This window comes from Metabacillus idriensis (assembly GCF_050483325.1).
Taxonomy (GTDB): Bacteria; Bacillota; Bacilli; order Bacillales; family Bacillaceae; genus Bacillus_P; species Bacillus_P idriensis_A.
In genome coordinates this window covers 39,454-58,857 of the sequence record NZ_JBCMYF010000025.1, presented here as the reverse complement: position 1 = coordinate 58,857, position 19,404 = coordinate 39,454, and the positions used below count along the sequence as shown (strand labels likewise).

Genomic DNA, 19,404 nt, shown 5'->3' with positions numbered 1-19,404 from the left:
ATGGCGGTTAAGAGATATGAACTTGTCCTTTCCTGTTTGAAGCGAGGCGCGGTCTTTTAGCTTGCGAATACTCAAGCTCCCGGCTCAGCTTCGGGAGGGTCAGTGCGTAAAAAAGGAAGACGAGAAGAATAACAGTCGCCATTCCGTAATAGAGATACTCCACATTGCTGATAATTTTCGGGAAAAGGACGGCTATCATCCCGAGGGTAATCGATTGTGCAAACATCATGAGAGGATCAATCCAGCCGCTGACCCTCCCCATCAGCTTAGGATGCACAATTTTCGGCATCCAGCCGCCAATGGCTATATTGATAGGACCAATGCATGTCCCAATCAAAAAAACCGCAGCTAAAAAAATGCCAGTATGATCAGTCAATCCTAATATGCAGATCAAAATGCCGCTCAATAAAATCGGATAAATCATCATCTGATGCGGCTTGATTTTAGAGGAAAGGAACGTGCCGAGTCCGCTTCCGGCAAGAAGTCCGATTCCAAGTGAAATCGCAAAGTAGGAAGCATATTTCTCGTAATTATCAGGGGACAGCTCATACTTCATCGTAAAGATCGGCAAAATGGCAAATGCTCCGTTTACAAAGCCAAAAACAAAAAATCCGAAAATCAGTGAAGCTAATAATTTATTTCTTGCAATATAAAGGATTCCATCCTTGAAGTCTCTGTAAGAGGCTCCGATGCTGAAATCTTTCCATTTTATTTTTCCATTTGGAAGCCTTGCTTCCATCGGGATTTTGCATTTTCGAATCAGGACGGCAGAGATGATAAAACTGAAAAAATCAACAGCTACAGCTCCATGCAGTCCAATTGTTTTATAGGCCAGAGCCCCGAGTCCGACACCAAAAACCATGAAGATACTGAAGAGCATCTGATTCAGACCAGCTGCCTGGGCATATTGATCTTTGTTTAAAATACTTTGTACAAGGCTTGCTTCTGCAGGATAAAAAAACTTCGTAACCGCACTCCGGAGGAATAATAAGAAAAACACGAGCGGGATGGAATTTAAGAATAATGAACCAAAAAGAAAGACTGTAAGAAAAGCTCTGATCCAATCACAATTTTCAGCTACTTTTTTTCGGTCAAATCTGTCAGCTACAACACCGACCAGGAAGAAAACAAATAAAGTCGGAAGGGAATACATGAGCTCAGCCATTGTCGCAAAAGAAGGCTGATGGCTGAATCGGTCCAGCAAATAAAAGGCAAAAGCCATATTCCCGATTGTCGTGCCCATTTGTGATGCCAAAGCAGCAAAAAAGAGCTTCACAAAATTTCTGTTTTCAAAGATTTTCATCACGCAGCTCCTTATTTTGCAGGATATAGGTCACAGTAGTTATTATAATAGAAAAAAGATTATTTTAATATGAAGTTTTTGTAAAAAAATACTAATTCCTAATTCGGTCTTATAGTAACCCTTGTACCGTTTGGAACAGTCGACCCCAGTTCAAGTACATCCCGGTTTTGCATACGAATACATCCCCTAGAGACTGCTTTGCCGATGGAGCTTGGATCATTTGTGCCATGTATGCCGTAATGGATTTTAGACAGACTCAGCCAAAGGACTCCAAAGGGGCCGCCCGGATTAGGTTCCCGGTTTACAATGACAAAATCGCCGATGGGCGTGCCGCTCAGTATTTTCCCTACAGCAATCGGATAAACCTTTATCACTTGTCCTCTATTATAGAGAGTCAGCGTTCTCTTGCCGACTGAGACAGAAATTGTATACGGGATAGATGAAGGCTCAGGCAGGCCCGGAATAAGAATTGGCTGTCCGACAAACAGCACATTTGGATCAGGCAGATTATTGACTCTGATTAGAACAGCAGGGCTGACCCGGTAATTGAGTGCAATTGTGTTCAGAGTTTCACCTGGTTTTACTAGATGGACCATAGACAATTCACCGCTTTAACTTAATTTTGACTGTCTGTTCTACAGCTTATGTCTGAACAGAGTATTTGTTGTCTGGCCGGAATAGATGAGAATTGGCATGCTGTGATATAATTTTTTGTATATTCAGAGGAGTTGAACGAATTTGATTAAAGAAAAATATGCCATCATCGATATTGGTTCAAATACAATGAGGCTAGTTATCTACCAGCGCGATAAAAGTCAGCGTTTAAAAGAAATTGAAAATGTAAAAATTGCTGCACGGCTCCGAAATTATTTAAATGATGACTCCTTCTTAAATGACGAAGGAATCAAGGTTTTAGTTTCAGCTCTTCACAGTTTTCAGGAAGTGACAAGACATCATGATCTGAAAAACGTAAAATGTGTTGCCACAGCAACGATCAGACAGTCAGAAAATAGAGAAGCCATCTTGGCGAAGGTTCAAGCAGAAACCGATTTTTCAATCCGGATTCTGTCTGAATTTGAGGAAGCGTATTATGGGTTTTTAGCAGTTGTCAATTCCACTCAGATCAGCAGCGGAATTACAATAGATATCGGCGGGGGAAGCACAGAAATTACATACTTCGAAAATAGAAAACTGATTCATTATCACAGTTTTCCGTTTGGCGCTCTTTCCCTTAAAAAATATTTTGTGAAGCAGGAAATTCCGACTGAAAAAGAAGTAGAAGAATTAAAGCAGTTCCTCTCAAGGGAATTTCATACGCTGCCATGGCTATTAAATAAAGAATTGCCGATTATTGCTATCGGCGGGAGTGCGAGGAACATCGTGCAAATTCATCAGGCCATGCAGGAATATCCGCTTGCAGGGGTTCACCTGTACGAAATGAATCATAGAAATCTGACAGATGTTCAGCACTTTTTATCTGCTTTAACGCTTGATGAACTGCAAAGAGCAGACGGATTATCAAAAGACCGTGCAGATACAATCATCCCGGCTGCTCATGTTTTTACAGCACTGTACGAAATCGTTCGCGCCGACAATTTTATTTTAAGCAGAAAAGGTCTTAGAGACGGTATTTTTTATGAAGACTTGAGGAAGGGAACTGGCTCGGCCATATTCCCGAGTGTAATTGAAGAAAGTTTTCATGAGCTGCTCAGTGATTATGATATCGACATCCATCACGTTCAGTATGTAACCAAGATTGCGGTAAAACTGTATAAAGACCTTGCTGAGACAGGTCTGATCTCTTGCTCAGATGCCGATATTATCTTAATCAGAAGAGCATCATTTGTTTATAATCTTGGTCAATATATTGATTCTGAATCCAGCAGCCAGCATACTTTTTATTTAATTGCCAACCGGACAATCGATGGTCTTCTTCACAAGGAAAGGCTGCAGCTCGCACTGATTGCTTCTTTTAAAAGCAAGTCAGCGTTCAAACAATATGGTTCGCCTTATAAACACTGGTTCTCTAAATTAGAACAGAGGAATATGATGCTGCTTGGCGCAATCATCAAGCTCGCGTACAGCTTAAATGCTACAAAAAGAAATATCATCAATACGCTGAAGCTTGAAGAAGAAGATGAACATGTAAAATGTTCAGTCATGTGTAATGAGAATTACAGTCCTGAAGAATATCAGGCAGAGAAGCAAAAAAAGAATTTAGAAAAGATCCTGAAGAAAAACATCGTATTTCATTTTCAGGAAAGCTGAAATGCGCATTCCCAGGCCAGATTGGAATCACTAATGTTGTCAATCTGGCTTAATAACCTAGTATGTCAATCCTTTTCTTGATATTAAATTTACAAAAACCACATACAATAATTACAATAAATTTACATCCTCGTCTTTCCCAAGTGCTATCATAACTGGTGTATCCAAATGACTAATTTAAAAGGGTGACTTTTTACATGAGCACAATAAACATCGATCAGATATTGCTTGGTAACCCTCTTTATTACAACAACCGCGAATTAAGCTGGCTTGCTTTTAATAAACGAGTATTAGAAGAAGCCATTGATGAACGAAATCCCCTGCTTGAGAGGCTGAAGTTCCTCGCGATTTTCAGCTCTAACCTCGATGAATTCTTCATGGTCCGGGTCGCAGGGCTTAAGGATCAGGTGAAAGCAGGCTTCAGCAAGCCTGAAAACAAAGCAGGACTTACCCCAAAACAGCAGCTGTCGCAAATAGCCGAACAGAATCATTCGCTTGTAGAGCTGCAAACCCGCACATTCAATCAGATGATCGTGCCTGCTTTAAAAAAAGAAGGCGTTGCGTTTGCTACCGTCAGAAGTTTATCTCCTCATCAAAAAAAGGTCATAGAGCAATATTTTGACGAACATATTTTTCCTGTTCTAACTCCAATGGCTGTTGATGCATATCGTCCATTTCCGATGCTGCTGAACAAGAGCCTCAACCTGGTCATCAAGCTCGAAGATCAAAACGAATCAATTGAATACCGCACGAAAACCGCTATTGTTCAAGTGCCTGCTGTATTAGAACGCTTCGTTTCCATTTCTCCGCCTGAGGGTGGGCATGAATATGTTCTTCTCGAAGATATTATTGCCTATTATATTTATAAACTGTTTCACGGATTTGACGTCCTTTCCGTCACCCCGTTCAGAATCACACGCAATGCAGATATGACAATCCATGAAGAAGGCGCCAGGGACCTTCTTAAAGAAATTGAAAAAGAACTGAAGAAAAGAAAATGGGGAGCTGCCGTCCGTCTTGAAGTGAGAAAGGATTTCTATGATTCTCAAATGATGTCTTATCTTCTCGAAGAATTAGAAATTCATAAAAACGATGTTTATGAGATTGACGGGCCGCTTGACTTCACTTTTTTATTCAGTTTTTATAAAGAGCTCTGCACAAGATTCGATCATCTTACATACGAAACATTCATCCCTCAGCCTCCGAAGGATTTATCCTCAAATGATGATATCTTTGAAGTTGCAGCTGCCCAGGATTTATTTTTGCACCATCCATATGAGTCATTTGAACCTGTTATTGATTTTGTTTTGGATGCGGCAGATGATCCGGATGTGCTTGCTATCAAGCAGACACTTTATAGAGTAAGCGGGGGTTCGCCTGTAATTGAGGCACTGAAGCGCGCAGCGGAAAAAGGAAAGCAGGTGACCGTGCTTGTTGAACTGAAGGCGCGCTTTGATGAAGAGAATAACGTTCAATGGGCAAAAGAGCTTGAAAAAGCAGGCTGCCATGTGATTTACGGAATGACCTACTTAAAAACACACAGCAAGATTACACTTGTTGTAAGACGGAAAAACAGCCGAATTGAGCGGTTTGTCCACTTAGGAACTGGCAATTACAATGATCAGACAGCAAAAATCTATACGGATATGAGTTTAATCACTTCCAACCATAAGTACGGAATTGACGCCACCAATTTCTTTAATTATTTGAGCGGTTATACTGAAAAACCGGAATTTCACCATATTTCTGTAGCCCCGTTTGACATACGCAGCGACTTTTTGGAGCTTGTCGATCGTGAAATGGACTATCACAAGCACCACGGAAATGGCAGAATCATTGCCAAGATGAATTCACTTACAGACAAAGTAATTATCATGAAACTTTATGAAGCATCAAATGCAGGTGTGAATATAAACTTGATTGTAAGAGGAACCTGCTGTTTAAGACCAGGTATTAAAGGCATCAGCGAAAATATTAAAGTGCGGAGCATTGTCGGGAGATTTCTTGAGCACAGCAGAATCTATTATTTTCATCATAACGGAGAAGAGAAAATGTTCCTCTCATCTGCAGACATGATGACCAGAAATATGGAGAAGCGTGTCGAAATTCTTTTTCCTGTTTTTGACGGCAGCATAAAATCAAGAATATCAAATTTCTTGTCTATCATGCTGACAGACAATGTAAAAGCGCGCGAGCAAGATCGCTCCGGGAACTACCGATATGTCTCAAGAGAGGCTGATGAACCTGAAATCGACAGCCAGGCCATTCTTGCACAGCTTTCATACCGGGTATCAGAAGACGAAGAATGATGATTAAGGGTGCGCGAGCACTCTTTTTTCGTCTGAAAAAAGAGAAGGTTTTAAAGAACTCCTTGTGTTACTATTAAGAAAAATGAGATAAAAGTAGGACGAGGATTTATGAACAAGTTAAAGAAAGCAATCATTGAAGACTTTCAATCAGAGAGACATATTGAAAAAATCGAATCGATTATTTTTACGATCATTTTAGAACATATAAAAGACCTTGTATTTTTAATGAAGGTTGATCAGGACCAAGTGCGCTATGTTTTTGTAAATGAGGAAGGCGTGAAGCATGCAGGGCTTGGGGAAGAGTATGAAGGTGTGTCATTGTCAGATGTGATGGATAAGAAAGTAGCCGATCATTTGCTCGAAATGTACAGAGTCGTAATGCAGACAAAACAGCCTTTCTCCTATCAGGATCAAGTGCAGCTAATGGATGGATCCGTCATATTCGGTGAATCTGTACTTACCCCGATTATGAATGACAAGGGAGATGTCATTTACATTATTTCCGTTACCCGCGATATTTCTGAAAGGATGTCAGAGAAGAAGAAGCTGATTGAAAGTCAGCAGAGATACAAATCACTGTTTGATCACAATATAGACAGTATCTTTTCGCTGGATTTAACCGGGGCAATTGTCTCTGCCAATCCAGCAGCAATTGATTTAACAAAAACGTTCACGATTTCGCTGATCGGTAAATCCGTTTTTGACTTGTTTGAACAGGACAGAGAGAAGATCGCTTCTCTGTTTTCTCAAGCAGTCAAGGGAAATGCAGTTGAAGATGAATCAAAGTTCAAAATGAAAAATCAGGAAGTGCATCTTCATGTTAAGACCATACCAATCATCTTAAATAACCGCATACAGGGAATTTATTTAATCGCAAAGGACATTTCTGTGCAAAAACGTCATCATTCTCTGATTAAGCATATGGCATATCATGATTCGCTTACAGGCCTGTTAAACCGGACCGCATTAAAAAAAGATCTGGACAGGCTGCTTGAAGACCAAGCCACCCTGGAACTGGCCCTAATGTATATCGATCTCGACCGCTTTAAAATGCTGAATGATACAATGGGGCACTCGATTGGCGATCTGCTCCTTAAAGAAGTCAGTAACCGTCTGAAGTCGCTTACAGTTCCATCATATAAAGTGTACAGGCATGGAGGAGACGAATTTATCCTCCTGTTCAAAAATGCGGACAAGATCTTGGCTGAACAATATGCACAGCAGATTCTTGACTTATTTTCCGAACCAATACATCTCGGCGGGCTTGTTTATTTTATAAGCCCAAGCATCGGGATAAGCATATATCCTGAGAATGGAAGTGATGAAGCTCAGCTGATTGCAAATGCAGATATAGCTTTGTATGACGTCAAGCAAAAGGGAAGAGGCCGCTTTCAGGCCTATCACGCCGGAATGAGCCAGAATTCACGCGGTGTGCTTGCGATTGAAACGGGTCTCAGGCAAGCACTTGAAAACAGCGAATTTTCCCTTTTGTATCAGCCTCAGGTTGATTTGAAAACGATGGATACAAAGAACTTTGAAGTACTGCTGAGATGGAACAGCAAGGGACTTGGTTCTGTTCCGCCATCAGAATTCATTCCGGTTGCGGAAGAATCAGGTCTGATGATTCCGATAGGCGAATGGATTATTGAAGAAGTGTGCAAACAGCTTTCAGAATGGAACCTTAAGGGGCACAGAACTGTAAAAGCCGCTATCAATCTGTCTTCAAAGCAATTTCAGCAATACTATCTGGCAGATATGATTCAATCTTTGTTTCAAACATATCAAATAGAGGCCAATCAAATTGAATTTGAAATTACAGAGGGCGCACTGCAAAATCCCGAAGAAGCTCTGGTCACCATGCAGAGGTTAAAAGGTCTTGGTGTGTCCATTTCCATTGATGACTTTGGACGGGGCTTCTCATCTCTCCGCTATCTTAAAACATTGCCGATTGATTCCCTGAAAATCGATCAATCGTTTATCAAAGATGTCATGACAGATGAAAAAGACGCAGCCATTATCAAAACAATTCTTCATCTGGCAGACAGTCTTTCACTTGATGTGGTTGCAGAAGGAATCGAAACTCGGGAGCAATACTCTTATCTAAAAGCATTAAACTGTCAAAAAGGTCAGGGGTTTTTCTTTTCGAAGCCATTGCCGCCGGATGAAATTGAGCAGACATATCTTAAAGCTAAAGGCGCAGGTTCATAACCTTGCGCCTTTTAGCTTTTAATTAATGTGAACACAGTAATTTCCGGCACTGAAAAAAAGCGATAAGGCAGCCTGGTCGTTCCAAGTCCCCGGTTTACATAAAGCTTCATAGCATCCACTTCATATAGTCCTTCCGTATAAATGGATGCAAAAGGAGGTGTAATGAGGGGTCCGTATAAAGGAAGCTGGACTTGTCCCCCATGGCTATGTCCTGATAACTGAAGATCAACAGCATACTTTTTTGCCTCAAGGGCGGCGTCAGGTTCATGGGCCAATAGAATTGTAAAGAGAGTGCTGTCAGCACCACGCAGCGTAAGATCAAAATCAGGTCTCCCAAGCATCATATCATCCAGTCCTCCAACAAACATGGAAGCCCCATCAAGCAAAGAGATTTTTTCTCCATTATTTTTTAGCAGCTTGAAATCCGACTCCTTCATGATGGTTTCATAAACAGCCGTTCCATAACCCCCATGATCATGATTCCCGTAGATGGCAAATTTCCCTAATGGTGCTTTCAATTTCATTAGAACAGGTGCAATTTGATGCAAAAACCCATATTGATTCGGCTTATCGACAAGGTCCCCCGTAAAGAAAATAAGATCTGGCGACAGCTGATTTATTTTGTTCACAATCTTAACGAGCTGACTGATCGGATAGTCCCCGCTAAGATGTGTGTCGCTGAATTGGACAATTTTTGTTCCGGCAAAAGAGGTCGGTAATTTGCTGCTTGCAATTTCAACTGTTTTTGTTTGAATGAGTTTTGGTTCAATATATTTCGCATAAACATAGCCGCCGATGCTTGCAATCAAAGCTCCTGCCATTGTTCCGAAGAATCTTTTCAGAAAGACCCTTCTTGAAATTTCATTTGACAAAGTGGTCCTCCTCCGCAAACTATCTATTTTAATCCATTGAATAAAAAGAAATTGAGCTTATAGAAGATCGGACTCGGGTCCTTTACTAAATAATAGTTGAAATAGTTAGAAAATAGAAGAATTATATGATAAAATATGAATGGTCATTCATTTTGGGGGTGTTTTTGATGAAGGATAAAGTAGTGATTGTAACAGGCGGTTCAAGCGGGATGGGTAAAGCGATGGCAGAAAGTTTTGCCAGACAGGGTGCAAATGTGGTGATAACAGGCAGAACGATTGAAAAATTAGAAGCTGCCAAAGAAGAGATGCAGGGTTTGGAAGGTAAGATTATTCCTTTTCAAATGGACGTCCGTGTACCGGAAATGTCAGAAGAATTGATCCGAAAAACAGATGAAGCATTTGGGCGTATTGACGGTCTTGTCAATAACGCAGCAGGGAATTTTATTTGCCCGGCTGAGCAGCTTTCAGTAAATGGGTGGAACTCAGTTATCAATATTGTTCTGAATGGGACGTTTTACTGCAGCAGTGCTGCCGGCAAGTATTGGATTGAGAAACAGCAGAAAGGTGCCATACTTAACATGGTTGCTACATATGCATGGGGTGCAGGCGCGGGAGTAATCCATTCTGCTGCAGCAAAGGCAGGGGTCCTGTCCATGACGAGAACGCTTGCGGTAGAGTGGGGCAAAAAATATGGAATCCGTGTTAACGCAATCGCACCTGGCCCGATTGAAAGAACAGGCGGAGCAGACAAGCTCTGGCAGTCAGAAGAAGCTGCAAAAAGAACGCTTCAAAGTGTTCCGCTCGGCAGGTTGGGCACGCCAGAGGAAATTGCTTCACTTGCATCTTTCCTCTTATCAGATGCAGCCGGCTATATTAATGGCGAATGCATTACTATGGATGGCGGCCAGTGGCTGAATCAGCATCCTTTTTAATATTTTTAAAGCCAATGGATTCTCTTTTTTACAGGAGAATCCATTTTACTTTGGCGTTAAGGTCTATTCAAATGTGGTATAATCATACAAAAAAAGAGAGAGAAAGTGGGGAATGGCATATGGATCCTTTAGATATTATGACAAACTTAGAGCATGTAAAACCGTTCTATCAAGCCATTTTCAGCGCAGATGAACAAAAAGTGATCGGGTATGAAATTCTCGGTAGAATCCATTTGGAAGAGGAAACGAAAAGTTTAGGGCCTTTTTTTAAAGATGAATCCATTCCCGATGAATACCGGTTAGAAGCAGATAATCACATTTTACATTTGGCTCTTGATGCTTTTCTCTTAACACAAGATGACACGCTTATTTTTATAAACCGGGATGCTAATTTACTGATGCTTGATCACGGGGAAAGCCTGCTTGAGCAATTATTTGCATGGAAAGATAAAGGCGGAAACCTTGAGAGAATCGTGATTGAAATAACAGAGCACACATTCAAGGGCGACATTCGGCAGCTGACGCACGTATTCACTTATTATCGTACATACGGCATTAAAATAGCTGTAGACAACGTAGGAAAAGCAAGCAGCAATCTTGACCGGATCGGAATGCTGATGCCCAATATCCTGAAAATTGATCTTCAGCCCCTCAGATTAACTTCACCCCTGCAGACCTATCATGACGTATTATACTCCATTTCTCTTCTGGCAAGGAAAATAGGAGCTACCATTCTGTACGAAGAAATTGAAGTTAATTTTCAATTTCAATATGCATGGAAAAATGGCGGCCGCTACTTCCAAGGGGATTATCTTCAGACTCCTAAAGAAGAATTAATTGAACCATTTATGATTAAAGAAAAAATGGCCCGGGAATTTCATGGATTCATCCAATATGAAAAAAAGAAGCTGCAGCAATTTTATGAAATCTCAGAAGCGTTTCATCAAAAAGTGCACGTGCTGATTTCAAAAGAGAATAAACCGGGAATACCGTTTAATGAACTGATTACAAAGTTATCACAGCACTTGTCAGACTGCTGCTTTAGAATCTACATTTGTGACGGGGACGGATTTCAGCAATCAGGAAATATTCTCAAACTGAACGGAGCATGGGACTTCCAGCCTGATTACTACAAGAAAAACTGGAGCTGGAGACCATATTTCCTTGAAAATATCATGAAAATGCAAATCCGGAAAAAAGGATTTTTCAGCGATTTATACAGCGACATCGAAACAGGGGAAACCATCAGGACCTTCTCCTACCCAATCGATCAGCAGCATTATCTTTTTTTGGATTTGCCGTACTCATACCTTTACGAAAATGAAGCCCTTTTGTAATAATTTCTTTTGGTTGTGTCATTCTAATAAGAAAAGCGGAATCGCCTGGTTAGCGCAGGCAGACAGATAAGGATCCGGCAGAAAAGGCGCTTTTTGCCTTTACTGCCAGATCCGTTCTGGCCGAGGAGTTAGGCGAAGCTGGACAATAAGAAAAGCGGAGCAGACTGTTAGCCCAAGTATGGCAGAAAAGAATTCACCCGAAGAGTCCGGGTTTGGCTTTTTGCTGAATTCACCACAAGGGCAATATATATCCGCTTCGTACATGTTCTTACTTTAATAAGGAGTGACACAATGGATAAATTCACGATGGCACTTGCTATTGTAGCTTTCATGATTGTTGCGGGAGGACTTATCTATACGATCAGCGTGGGAAGACTGGTAGATGCAAGGAAAAGTGAAATGGATACACAAATTAATGAAAAGATTCAAAAGCATCCCTATCTTCGAAACCCGGTTTTTCTTACTTGGATCTTTTTTCTAGGGTTCTTATTGCTCTTTGTTTTCTATCTTGCTTTCACAAGAACTTGGTGAAAAACAGCGGCGTTTGCTGCTGTTTTTTTATTGATTTGAAATTTCAGGATTATCCTTCATTAATAAGGGTAATGAATAATATAAGAGAAATTGTCAGAATATGATGTTATTTTGTGGATGAAAGTTGAATAGAAACGACAATTAGTCTGATAAAATTTAAAGACTAAGACATAAGAAGCGAAAAAAAGGTGGGAGGATTAAAAATGAAATTTATTTCAAGCACATTCGCCGCACTTATTTTATTTTTTGGTTTTGGACATGCAGGCTTTGCCCAGTCATCGTTTAATAAAGATGACGCAGCTGACCTCGCGCAAGAGGCAGCGCAGACACAGTTCGCTCTTACGGAAAATGAGCGCTCCCTTGAAGAAATCGAGCAAGCGCTGGATCCATACTTTACAGATGAATTTATTGATGGCTACATGAAGGAAAATGTACACAAAGGCAATGAAAAATATATTGTATATGGCAGTGATTTCACACCATACGGCATTCCATTTTTTAATTATGATGAAACTATGAAGTTCGGCAGTGAGAACAGCAAGCTGAAGCTTTATCAGTTTTTCCCCGCTGAAGACGAGGGGCCAGTGAGTTATGAGGATCATTTTGAAACCGTTGAATTTATCAAGGAAGACGGAAGCTACAAAATTTCTTCCATTCAATATTCCGATCAAGAGCCAAAGGCAGAAGCAGCTGAAGAAAAAAAAGAAGAGGATTCAGCAATTAATGTAAGCGTGCTTTTCTCAAACTCTCTTGAAGATTTAAATGAAGCTGAACCTTTTCAAAACAATCAGGACCTTTCGTTTTTATGGACATCATATTTTAAAGCCAAGAACATTTTAATGGCGTATGACCAGCCTGATCAGCATACGGATTTTGCCTTTTACGGAGAGTAGAACACAGGGATGGCTGTCCCTGTGTTTTTTTTTTGAGTCTAAAAAATAGCTCTTTTCGTAAATTATGTGGCTGACACACTAATGATTAAAAATCTTAAGCGGATTGAAGCGGAAAGGAACGGACAACATTTATCATGTAAAACAATCATTTATTGCCAAAACAACTAAATACATTGACACACAAATGCTAAAGTGAATGGATCAGCAGGTCTGCAAACCGAAATAAAAGAATAAGACAAATCTGTCCATACATACCATCTATTGATGGATCACTTCAGGGAGAGGGGATTTTCGGATGATAAAGCGATTTAACAGGCTTCTGATTGAACTGCCGAAGCCAAAGTATGCTGATCCAAATGCGGCAGCGGCTGTACAGGAGCTTTTGGGCGGAAAATTCGGAGAGATGTCGACTCTGAATAACTATATGTATCAGTCGTTTAATTTCAGGCAAAAGAAAAAACTTAAGCCTTTTTATGATCTTGTTTCAAGTATTACCGCCGAGGAATTTGGCCATGTTGAACTCGTTTCAAACACGATTAATTTAATGCTGACAGGATCTACTTATCCTGCACCCCCAGACTTGACACCGATGCAGGAAGCTGTAAACAAACGCAACACCCAGCATTTCATCGGAACAGCCCAGACCTCTTATCCATTCGATTCAATGGGTAAACCGTGGACAGGAGAGAACGTGTTTAACAGCGGAAACTTAGTCCTTGATCTGCTGCATAACTTCTTTTTGGAGTGCGGTGCAAGGACTCATAAAATGCGTGTTTATGAAATGACCGAGCATCCTGTAGCAAGAGAGATGATTGGCTATCTGCTCGTACGGGGAGGTGTTCATGTCGTAGCCTATGCAAAAGCTCTCGAAGTAATTACAGGAGTAGATGTTGCAAAGATGCTTCCAATTCCAAATCTTGATAATAAAGCATTTGCTCATGCGAAAAAGTTTGAAGATCAGGGGGTCCACCTGAGATTATATACATTCAGTGATACGGATTACAGAGACATAGATAAGATATGGAAAGGTCCGCACCCAATTGACGGGCAGCCTCTGAAAGTATTCGACGGAATGCCTGCAGGAGCTCCTATGCCTGAATTAGACGAAATTCCCGAAGAATTTGCCCCGGGGATCTCAAAAGAGGATTTTGATGAAATTGCTAAAAGATTGATGCGTTCAGCAGGTTTATAAAAATCCGGCCATTTATCATGGCCGGATTTTAGTGTTTTATGAGAGTTTCAGCAATTTTTCCAACTTCTGCAGGTCAAAACCTGCAACAATCTCTTCATCTACCGTAACAGTTGGTGTTGAAAATGATTTGAATTCGTTAACCATTTTGTTTCTGGCTTTTACATCCTTTGAAACGTCAAAAACCTTATAATCAATCTTATGATGATCTAAAAATTGCTTAACAATCTGACATGGCGGGCAGTCAGGCTGTGTGTAGACTTCAACGCGTTTGTTCTGTGACATACAGACTCCTTTATGTACCGGATTTTATTTTCTTATTAAACGTATCAACTAGGCCCATTGCGCAGACGGATAAATCTAAAGCTAATATGTCATATACTTTGTGTGACCTTTGGATTCCTTGCTCATCCAAATAAGAAAAAACTTGATTTTGAAGCTCTATTTTAACATGCTCAGCCGCATTTTCTAAAGAGAATGGTTTGGACTGCTGCATGCCTTTTTGTGCACATTCCAGGAAGATCGGCAGCCATCGTCTCATTGCGTTTATGGCATGCTGCGGATTCGGACTGACACCGTAATGACTGAAATGAAGGGCATTTAATTTGAAGCTTTCATAAAAAGCAGCTGATTTCTCCATTGCTTCTGGATCAAATTGATTAGGCGAAGTAGACGGCAAATAAAATTCAAGTCCATCAGGAAGCAGTTCCTGATAAAAAATTCCAATTGTATCACCGGTGAACATACTGTTGCTTTTATGGTCAAGAATACTGAAGTGATGGTTTGCATGTCCTGGAGTATCATAAAAAGTAAGAACAGAATCCTTGCCGATCTGGAGTGACTCGCCGTCATTCATTATTAGTAGCCGCTCTTGTGAAATTGGAATAATCGGAGAAAACAATTCTTCAAATTTTTCCCCGTATACAGCTTTTGCCCCTGCAATTAATCGTGAGGGATTAATTAAATGTTTTGCGCCTTTCGGATGTACAATCACTTTTGCATTTGGACAGCTTTCAAGCAATAATCCCGCGCCCCCAGCGTGGTCGAGGTGGATGTGTGTAACGATGATATTGGTTATATCTTCTAGTTTTATACCAAGTTCCTTTAACCCATTTTTAATATACGGGACAGAAGGGCTTGATGAAGGCTCAAAGAGTGTGATATCCTCTTCAAGTAATACATAGGAACTTGTCCGACCCGTCATCCCTAAATCATGACTATCTATGATTGCTAAACGTTCATCAATTTTGGTTACAAGCGACATTTATCTTTAACCCCCTTGTGATCGATAAAAAAATTGGTTTCTCCCATCACTACCATTTTAAATTTGCAGACTCTCAATGTAAAGAAGATGCGAATATTCTGACTTATTTTCAGACAAAAATGGATGGATAGAATAAATAAGGACGCACAAACTAGAGGCGAAGGCGGACCTCAAGTTGACTCACTCTGTTGGAGGTGATACTAATGTCACAGCTTTTAGGTATCATTACTAGACTTCAAAGTCTGCAAGAAAACGCGACTTCAAATGAACCCAACCAGCGCTTCTTTGAAGTAGAGGGTGAAAAACGTTGCAGTGTTAAATACTTTGATAAAACCGATACGTTCGAATTAGAAGTATTTCAAAAAGATGAAAAGCCTCAAACTTATCAATTTGACAATATCGATATGATCGCAATTGAAATTTTTGATTTGCTCCAATAATAGGAGGGAACTGATGAATACGAAACCAAGCGTCATTTGTCCGAATTGTTATGAGCAGCAGTCCCTTGATGAGGTCCTGACTGCCCAATCCAATCAAAATGTCATTTATTCGTGTTCCAACTGCAATTATCATATGCGTAATATTCAAACGAAAAAAGGTTAGGCAGCCAAGTTTATTGGCTGTTTTTTTGTGTTTTTTAGGCGAGGTTAACCGAAAGCAAGAAACAGTAAATTCAGTTCATCGTCTATGTAAGAGTGCAGACGAAACTAAATGTGACCAATGACACCTTGAAATATCCACACATATTCCATAACAGAAGTTTTTTTGAAAATTTTTCAATATATAGGAAACTTTCTTTAAGAAACGGGCGTCTTATAATAAATGGAATGAAAGGAAAGAGGTCGATTAAAAGAAGCTCCCTACAAGAGAAAAGCTTATCCTGGTGGATGCTTGTTTAAAAATGGCAGCGTAAGGAAAAAATATACTATGAAATTTACGCCAATTTTACTCAACACCGGGTGAAGCCAAGCATATAATATGGTGTTTCCGTATTCTTTTTCTTAAAAAGGAGCTGTCATATGACTGATCACTTTATCTTTTATAATGTGTCTGAAGGAAGTATGTCATTTGAAGTCATGATTGAAAGAATTAAAACATTCATTTCAAAAGATCCGCGTTCTGAATATATATTGTCCATTGGAACAGATTCTCAAGTGCATCAGCACGATACGAAGTTTATTACGGCCGTACATGTGCACCGCCTTGGAAAAGGAGCATGGGGCTGCTTGAAAAATACGGTTATCCCACGGGCAATTGAAAGTCTGCATGAAAAAATTTCAATGGAAACAACATTAAGTCAGGAACTGGCTTACGCTTTTACAACAAACTACCTGGCAGAACTGGCAGAAATTTTGATTCCTTATTCAGATGAAGGGGCAGATTTGATGTTTGAAATTCACCTTGATATTGGAAGAAAAGGACTAACCAAAGACCTGATCCAGGAAATGACAGGCAGAATACAGGCTATGGGAATTGAAGCGAAAATAAAGCCTGATTCATATACAGCATTCAGCTATGCCAATCGATTCACTAAGTAAAGAAAGTGTCGGAATTTGCGGTTGACGCAAGACTCAAAAATTGATTACTCTAAATCATAAGGGGGCAATAAAAAATGAATTCTGCAGTTGAAATACTCTCATCAGACGATCAAAAATTTTTAGTGGAGCTTTTACTTAAACAGCAATATGCTCTTGAGCTGATCAGCAGCGAAATTTATGACATCGAGAGCGGGACTAAACAAACAGATAACGCAACGTATCAGAAGCTTGTAAGCTTGTATGACCGAATCAGATTTGAACTATAGAATTACATATGTTTGATACTCTGCGTTAGAGTATCTTTTTTTATGGTATAGTTCAGTGTGGATGCGTTTTCATCGAGATAGTGATTAGTTGCCGGTCAAACCTTTGAGATAAAAATCCGGAAGTTTAGGAATGATTGCTTAAGTCTTGGGATTAAACGTAATGACTCAATGATTACGAAAATGAAAGAATCTCTGCAGTTAAATGCCTAAAAGGATTGAAATCCCCTGCTGTCTTCAAAAGCTAAACAGCCGTTTCCGCATTTCTTAGGCCATTTGTGGTAAAATATAATGGGATGTTTCAAACAAGACATGAAGGGGTAATATTGTTCGGTCTGAACTTTTTTAGAGAGGAAGAACAAATTGATTAGTTTACATACAACCAAATTATTAAATGAATCAACCATACAAGAGTATATGATTCCAGCAGATAAAGTTGCGCATGTGCAGGTGGGGAATAACCTTGAGCACGCGCTGCTGGTTCTGACAAAAACGGGCTATACAGCGGTGCCTGTGCTTGATCCTTTTTTCAAGCTTCACGGGCTGCTCGGCACCAATATGATGATGGATGCAATTCTTGGTCTTCAAAGAATCGAATTTGAAAAGCTTGAAGAAATGAAAGTCGAAGAAGCGATGAATGCTGATATACCGCGTCTCTTGCTGAATGATTCTCTTTCCAAAGGGTTAGATTTGGTCATTGACCACTCTTTTGTCTGCGTAGTAGACGAAGAAGGTGTGTTTGAAGGGATTTTAACAAGACGGGCAATTCTTAAAGAACTGAAAAACCAAATGAACATGAAAGACAGATAATGGTTAGAGAAGGAGTGCATGCCTGCCTCCTTCTTTTGTTTGAAAATAAGAAAGTATAAAATTTGGCGCTTCAATAGCGAGCGGATCCGTTCTGTCATGCCTGCGCTAAACAGGCCTTGCGCTTTTCTTATTTGCTGTTTTAATGGAGGGGATTCTTATGACACAGGCAGTGCTTGAAAAAGAACAAATCAATAAACAATCATCTAATATGAAGCGCCCCTTCGTTCTTGCGGCTATTATGCTTGCAATGTTTATGGCAGCGATTGAGGCAACGATTGTCTCCACTGCGATGCCGGCAATTGTAGGCGAGCTTGGGGGCTTTTCTCTGTACAGCTGGATTTTTTCTTCCTATTTGCTGATGAATGCCGTGACGGTCTTAATTTACGGCAAGCTTTCGGATTTATTCGGGAGAAAGCCGGTATTGATCTTTGGCATTTCCGTTTTTTTAGTCGGCTCGATTTTGTGCGGGCTGGTTAATTCAATGGAATGGCTGATTGCTGCGAGGTTTGTCCAAGGCTTTGGTGCAGGTGCTGTTATGCCGGTTGCTTCTACGATTGTAGGGGATATTTATACGAAGGAAGAACGTGCAAAGATTCAAGGGTATTTATCGAGCGTCTGGGGAATCTCTGCGATTATGGGTCCGGCAATAGGGGGACTGCTTGTCCAATTCGTCAGCTGGCGCTTTGTGTTTTGGATTAATATTCCGCTTGGACTGTTGGCGATCGCTGGATTGGTGCTGTATTTGCATGAAGATGTGGAGAGGAAAAAACATTCGATTGACTACAAAGGCGCAGTTCTGTTATTTGCGTCTATAAGTTCGGCAATGATTGTCCTTGTTGAAGGCGGCATCAGATGGGCGTGGCTTTCAGCTCCAATTCTTTTTCTGTCTGCTGCAGCCCTTCTAACTTTTGTCCTATTTATTCGACAAGAACATCGGGCAAAAGAACCTATGATGCCTTTTGAAATATGGAGAGAAAAGAGCATTTTTATTGCGAATATGACATCATTGACTACAGGTGTTATGCTGATAGGCATTTCTTCATTTTTACCTGCTTTCGTCCAGGCAGTAATGGGACAAACACCAATTGTAGCAGGTTTTACTCTGACTGCTATGTCGATTGGGTGGCCGATTGCTGCAACTGTATCCGGCAATCTGCTTTTGAAAATCGGTTTCCGGACAACCTCTGTCATCGGTGGAATTGCCCTGATTGCAGGAAGTCTTGTCTTTTTTAATTTAAGTCCGGATGATGGGCCGCTGTGGGCAGCTCTGGGGTCGTTTATAGTCGGAATTGGCATGGGGATGACGACAACAGCATTTATTGTTTCTATCCAGAGCACAGTCAGCTGGGAGCAGAGGGGGTCGGCGACTGCTGCGAATATGTTTATGAGAACGCTTGGCAATACGATTGGAGCTGCCATGTTGGGAGGGATTTTAAATACAAGGCTGCAATCTTATTTTAAGGAGCAGGGAATCAATGAAACAGTCAATTTAGATTCAGTAAATCAGCTTTTAAGCTCCGAGTCTGCAGCTAAGCTTTCAAACGGGGCGATCCAGGCGTTAAAGGCTGGGCTGACAGAGTCTCTGCACAGTGTGTACATTGTTGTTTTTGCTTTCGCGGTCATTAGTTTTCTGCTGATCTTAAATTTGCCTAAAGAAAGCAAAAAAGCGTAGGAGGAAATCCCTCTT

At 40.6% G+C, this 19,404-nt stretch carries 19 protein-coding genes; 14 read left to right on the top strand and 5 right to left on the bottom strand.

What is annotated here, in order from left to right; all coding sequences use genetic code 11:
* Positions 1 to 7: 7 nt before the first annotated feature.
* Positions 8 to 1,303 carry an MFS transporter gene (locus ABEQ24_RS14790; RefSeq protein ID WP_430007502.1) on the bottom strand — a complete coding sequence of 432 codons (1,296 nt, stop codon included), beginning with the start codon at positions 1,301 to 1,303 and terminating at the stop codon, positions 8 to 10.
* 98 nt (positions 1,304 to 1,401) lie between these two features.
* Entirely contained in the window at positions 1,402 to 1,899 is a 498-nt protein-coding gene (locus ABEQ24_RS14785; protein WP_430007501.1) for a L,D-transpeptidase family protein, read from the bottom strand.
* Positions 1,900 to 2,041: 142 nt separating this feature from the next.
* Between ABEQ24_RS14785 and ppx the strand changes: the two genes are divergently transcribed.
* The 3 genes from ppx (at position 2,042) to ABEQ24_RS14770 (ending at position 8,088) form a co-directional block, all read left to right on the top strand.
* On the top strand, positions 2,042 to 3,571 hold the full coding sequence (ppx, locus tag ABEQ24_RS14780) for an exopolyphosphatase (RefSeq protein ID WP_430007500.1): 1,530 nt from the start codon (positions 2,042 to 2,044) through the stop codon (positions 3,569 to 3,571).
* Positions 3,572 to 3,768: 197 nt separating this feature from the next.
* Complete coding sequence (locus ABEQ24_RS14775; protein ID WP_430007499.1) at positions 3,769 to 5,880, top strand: RNA degradosome polyphosphate kinase; 2,112 nt, start codon at positions 3,769 to 3,771, stop codon at positions 5,878 to 5,880.
* A 108-nt stretch (positions 5,881 to 5,988) separates the two neighbouring features.
* The gene (locus tag ABEQ24_RS14770; RefSeq protein ID WP_430007498.1) at positions 5,989 to 8,088 is read left to right on the top strand and encodes a sensor domain-containing protein; all 2,100 of its coding nucleotides are present in this window, start codon (positions 5,989 to 5,991) and stop codon (positions 8,086 to 8,088) included.
* Between the two features lie 11 nt (positions 8,089 to 8,099).
* On the opposite strand, the gene ABEQ24_RS14765 is transcribed toward ABEQ24_RS14770, so the two are convergent.
* Entirely contained in the window at positions 8,100 to 8,909 is an 810-nt protein-coding gene (locus tag ABEQ24_RS14765; protein WP_430007514.1) for a metallophosphoesterase, read from the bottom strand.
* 218 nt (positions 8,910 to 9,127) lie between these two features.
* Between ABEQ24_RS14765 and fadH the strand changes: the two genes are divergently transcribed.
* The 5 genes from fadH (at position 9,128) to ABEQ24_RS14740 (ending at position 13,845) form a co-directional block, all read left to right on the top strand.
* Entirely contained in the window at positions 9,128 to 9,892 is a 765-nt protein-coding gene (gene fadH, locus ABEQ24_RS14760; protein ID WP_430007497.1) for a 2,4-dienoyl-CoA reductase, read from the top strand.
* A 119-nt stretch (positions 9,893 to 10,011) separates the two neighbouring features.
* Positions 10,012 to 11,229 carry an EAL-associated domain-containing protein gene (locus tag ABEQ24_RS14755; protein WP_430007496.1) on the top strand — a complete coding sequence of 406 codons (1,218 nt, stop codon included), beginning with the start codon at positions 10,012 to 10,014 and terminating at the stop codon, positions 11,227 to 11,229.
* 291 nt (positions 11,230 to 11,520) lie between these two features.
* Positions 11,521 to 11,760: a hypothetical protein gene (locus tag ABEQ24_RS14750; protein ID WP_430007495.1), complete on the top strand. Its 240-nt coding sequence runs from the start codon at positions 11,521 to 11,523 to the stop codon at positions 11,758 to 11,760.
* A gap of 203 nt (positions 11,761 to 11,963) precedes the next feature.
* Complete coding sequence (locus ABEQ24_RS14745; RefSeq protein ID WP_430007494.1) at positions 11,964 to 12,653, top strand: DUF3993 domain-containing protein; 690 nt, start codon at positions 11,964 to 11,966, stop codon at positions 12,651 to 12,653.
* A gap of 295 nt (positions 12,654 to 12,948) precedes the next feature.
* Complete coding sequence (locus tag ABEQ24_RS14740) at positions 12,949 to 13,845, top strand: manganese catalase family protein (RefSeq protein ID WP_430007493.1); 897 nt, start codon at positions 12,949 to 12,951, stop codon at positions 13,843 to 13,845.
* 36 nt (positions 13,846 to 13,881) lie between these two features.
* Here ABEQ24_RS14740 and ABEQ24_RS14735 read toward each other — a convergent pair whose 3' ends face one another.
* Together ABEQ24_RS14735 and ABEQ24_RS14730 are read right to left on the bottom strand one after the other, a co-directional pair.
* On the bottom strand, positions 13,882 to 14,127 hold the full coding sequence (locus ABEQ24_RS14735; protein ID WP_430007492.1) for a glutaredoxin domain-containing protein: 246 nt from the start codon (positions 14,125 to 14,127) through the stop codon (positions 13,882 to 13,884).
* A 10-nt stretch (positions 14,128 to 14,137) separates the two neighbouring features.
* The gene (locus tag ABEQ24_RS14730; protein WP_430007491.1) at positions 14,138 to 15,106 is read right to left on the bottom strand and encodes an MBL fold metallo-hydrolase; all 969 of its coding nucleotides are present in this window, start codon (positions 15,104 to 15,106) and stop codon (positions 14,138 to 14,140) included.
* A 203-nt stretch (positions 15,107 to 15,309) separates the two neighbouring features.
* Here ABEQ24_RS14730 and ABEQ24_RS14725 point away from each other — a divergent pair, with 203 nt between their 5' ends.
* The 6 genes from ABEQ24_RS14725 to ABEQ24_RS14700 all read left to right on the top strand — a co-directional run bounded on the left by ABEQ24_RS14725 (position 15,310) and on the right by ABEQ24_RS14700 (position 19,389).
* The gene (locus ABEQ24_RS14725; RefSeq protein ID WP_070878018.1) at positions 15,310 to 15,546 is read left to right on the top strand and encodes a YkuJ family protein; all 237 of its coding nucleotides are present in this window, start codon (positions 15,310 to 15,312) and stop codon (positions 15,544 to 15,546) included.
* A 13-nt stretch (positions 15,547 to 15,559) separates the two neighbouring features.
* A complete protein-coding gene (locus ABEQ24_RS14720) occupies positions 15,560 to 15,709 on the top strand; it encodes a hypothetical protein (protein ID WP_430007490.1) in 150 nt (49 codons plus the stop codon).
* A 416-nt stretch (positions 15,710 to 16,125) separates the two neighbouring features.
* Complete coding sequence (locus ABEQ24_RS14715; protein WP_430007489.1) at positions 16,126 to 16,644, top strand: ribonuclease H-like YkuK family protein; 519 nt, start codon at positions 16,126 to 16,128, stop codon at positions 16,642 to 16,644.
* Positions 16,645 to 16,718: 74 nt separating this feature from the next.
* The gene (gene abbA / locus ABEQ24_RS14710) at positions 16,719 to 16,910 is read left to right on the top strand and encodes an antirepressor AbbA (RefSeq protein ID WP_070878022.1); all 192 of its coding nucleotides are present in this window, start codon (positions 16,719 to 16,721) and stop codon (positions 16,908 to 16,910) included.
* Between the two features lie 360 nt (positions 16,911 to 17,270).
* The gene (gene cbpB / locus ABEQ24_RS14705) at positions 17,271 to 17,717 is read left to right on the top strand and encodes a cyclic-di-AMP-binding protein CbpB (RefSeq protein ID WP_430007488.1); all 447 of its coding nucleotides are present in this window, start codon (positions 17,271 to 17,273) and stop codon (positions 17,715 to 17,717) included.
* A gap of 157 nt (positions 17,718 to 17,874) precedes the next feature.
* A complete protein-coding gene (locus ABEQ24_RS14700) occupies positions 17,875 to 19,389 on the top strand; it encodes an MDR family MFS transporter (RefSeq protein ID WP_430007487.1) in 1,515 nt (504 codons plus the stop codon).
* Positions 19,390 to 19,404: the final 15 nt, after the last annotated feature.

What these genes read in the sequence shown, in the direction of transcription:
- ABEQ24_RS14775 (WP_430007499.1), top strand. Translation starts at nt 3,769, where the DNA reads ATGAGCACAATAAACATCGATCAGATATTGCTTGGTAACCCTCTTTAT.
- ABEQ24_RS14770 (WP_430007498.1), top strand. Translation starts at nt 5,989, where the DNA reads ATGAACAAGTTAAAGAAAGCAATCATTGAAGACTTTCAATCAGAGAGA.
- ABEQ24_RS14735 (WP_430007492.1), bottom strand. Translation starts at nt 14,127, where the DNA reads ATGTCACAGAACAAACGCGTTGAAGTCTACACACAGCCTGACTGCCCG.
- ABEQ24_RS14720 (WP_430007490.1), top strand. Translation starts at nt 15,560, where the DNA reads ATGAATACGAAACCAAGCGTCATTTGTCCGAATTGTTATGAGCAGCAG.
- ABEQ24_RS14750 (WP_430007495.1), top strand. Translation starts at nt 11,521, where the DNA reads ATGGATAAATTCACGATGGCACTTGCTATTGTAGCTTTCATGATTGTT.
- ABEQ24_RS14745 (WP_430007494.1), top strand. Translation starts at nt 11,964, where the DNA reads ATGAAATTTATTTCAAGCACATTCGCCGCACTTATTTTATTTTTTGGT.
- abbA (WP_070878022.1), top strand. Translation starts at nt 16,719, where the DNA reads ATGAATTCTGCAGTTGAAATACTCTCATCAGACGATCAAAAATTTTTA.
- ABEQ24_RS14765 (WP_430007514.1), bottom strand. Translation starts at nt 8,909, where the DNA reads ATGGCAGGAGCTTTGATTGCAAGCATCGGCGGCTATGTTTATGCGAAA.
- ABEQ24_RS14725 (WP_070878018.1), top strand. Translation starts at nt 15,310, where the DNA reads ATGTCACAGCTTTTAGGTATCATTACTAGACTTCAAAGTCTGCAAGAA.
- ABEQ24_RS14755 (WP_430007496.1), top strand. Translation starts at nt 10,012, where the DNA reads ATGGATCCTTTAGATATTATGACAAACTTAGAGCATGTAAAACCGTTC.
- ABEQ24_RS14785 (WP_430007501.1), bottom strand. Translation starts at nt 1,899, where the DNA reads ATGGTCCATCTAGTAAAACCAGGTGAAACTCTGAACACAATTGCACTC.
- ABEQ24_RS14740 (WP_430007493.1), top strand. Translation starts at nt 12,949, where the DNA reads ATGATAAAGCGATTTAACAGGCTTCTGATTGAACTGCCGAAGCCAAAG.
- ABEQ24_RS14715 (WP_430007489.1), top strand. Translation starts at nt 16,126, where the DNA reads ATGACTGATCACTTTATCTTTTATAATGTGTCTGAAGGAAGTATGTCA.
- ABEQ24_RS14730 (WP_430007491.1), bottom strand. Translation starts at nt 15,106, where the DNA reads ATGTCGCTTGTAACCAAAATTGATGAACGTTTAGCAATCATAGATAGT.
- fadH (WP_430007497.1), top strand. Translation starts at nt 9,128, where the DNA reads ATGAAGGATAAAGTAGTGATTGTAACAGGCGGTTCAAGCGGGATGGGT.
- ABEQ24_RS14790 (WP_430007502.1), bottom strand. Translation starts at nt 1,303, where the DNA reads ATGAAAATCTTTGAAAACAGAAATTTTGTGAAGCTCTTTTTTGCTGCT.
- ABEQ24_RS14700 (WP_430007487.1), top strand. Translation starts at nt 17,875, where the DNA reads ATGACACAGGCAGTGCTTGAAAAAGAACAAATCAATAAACAATCATCT.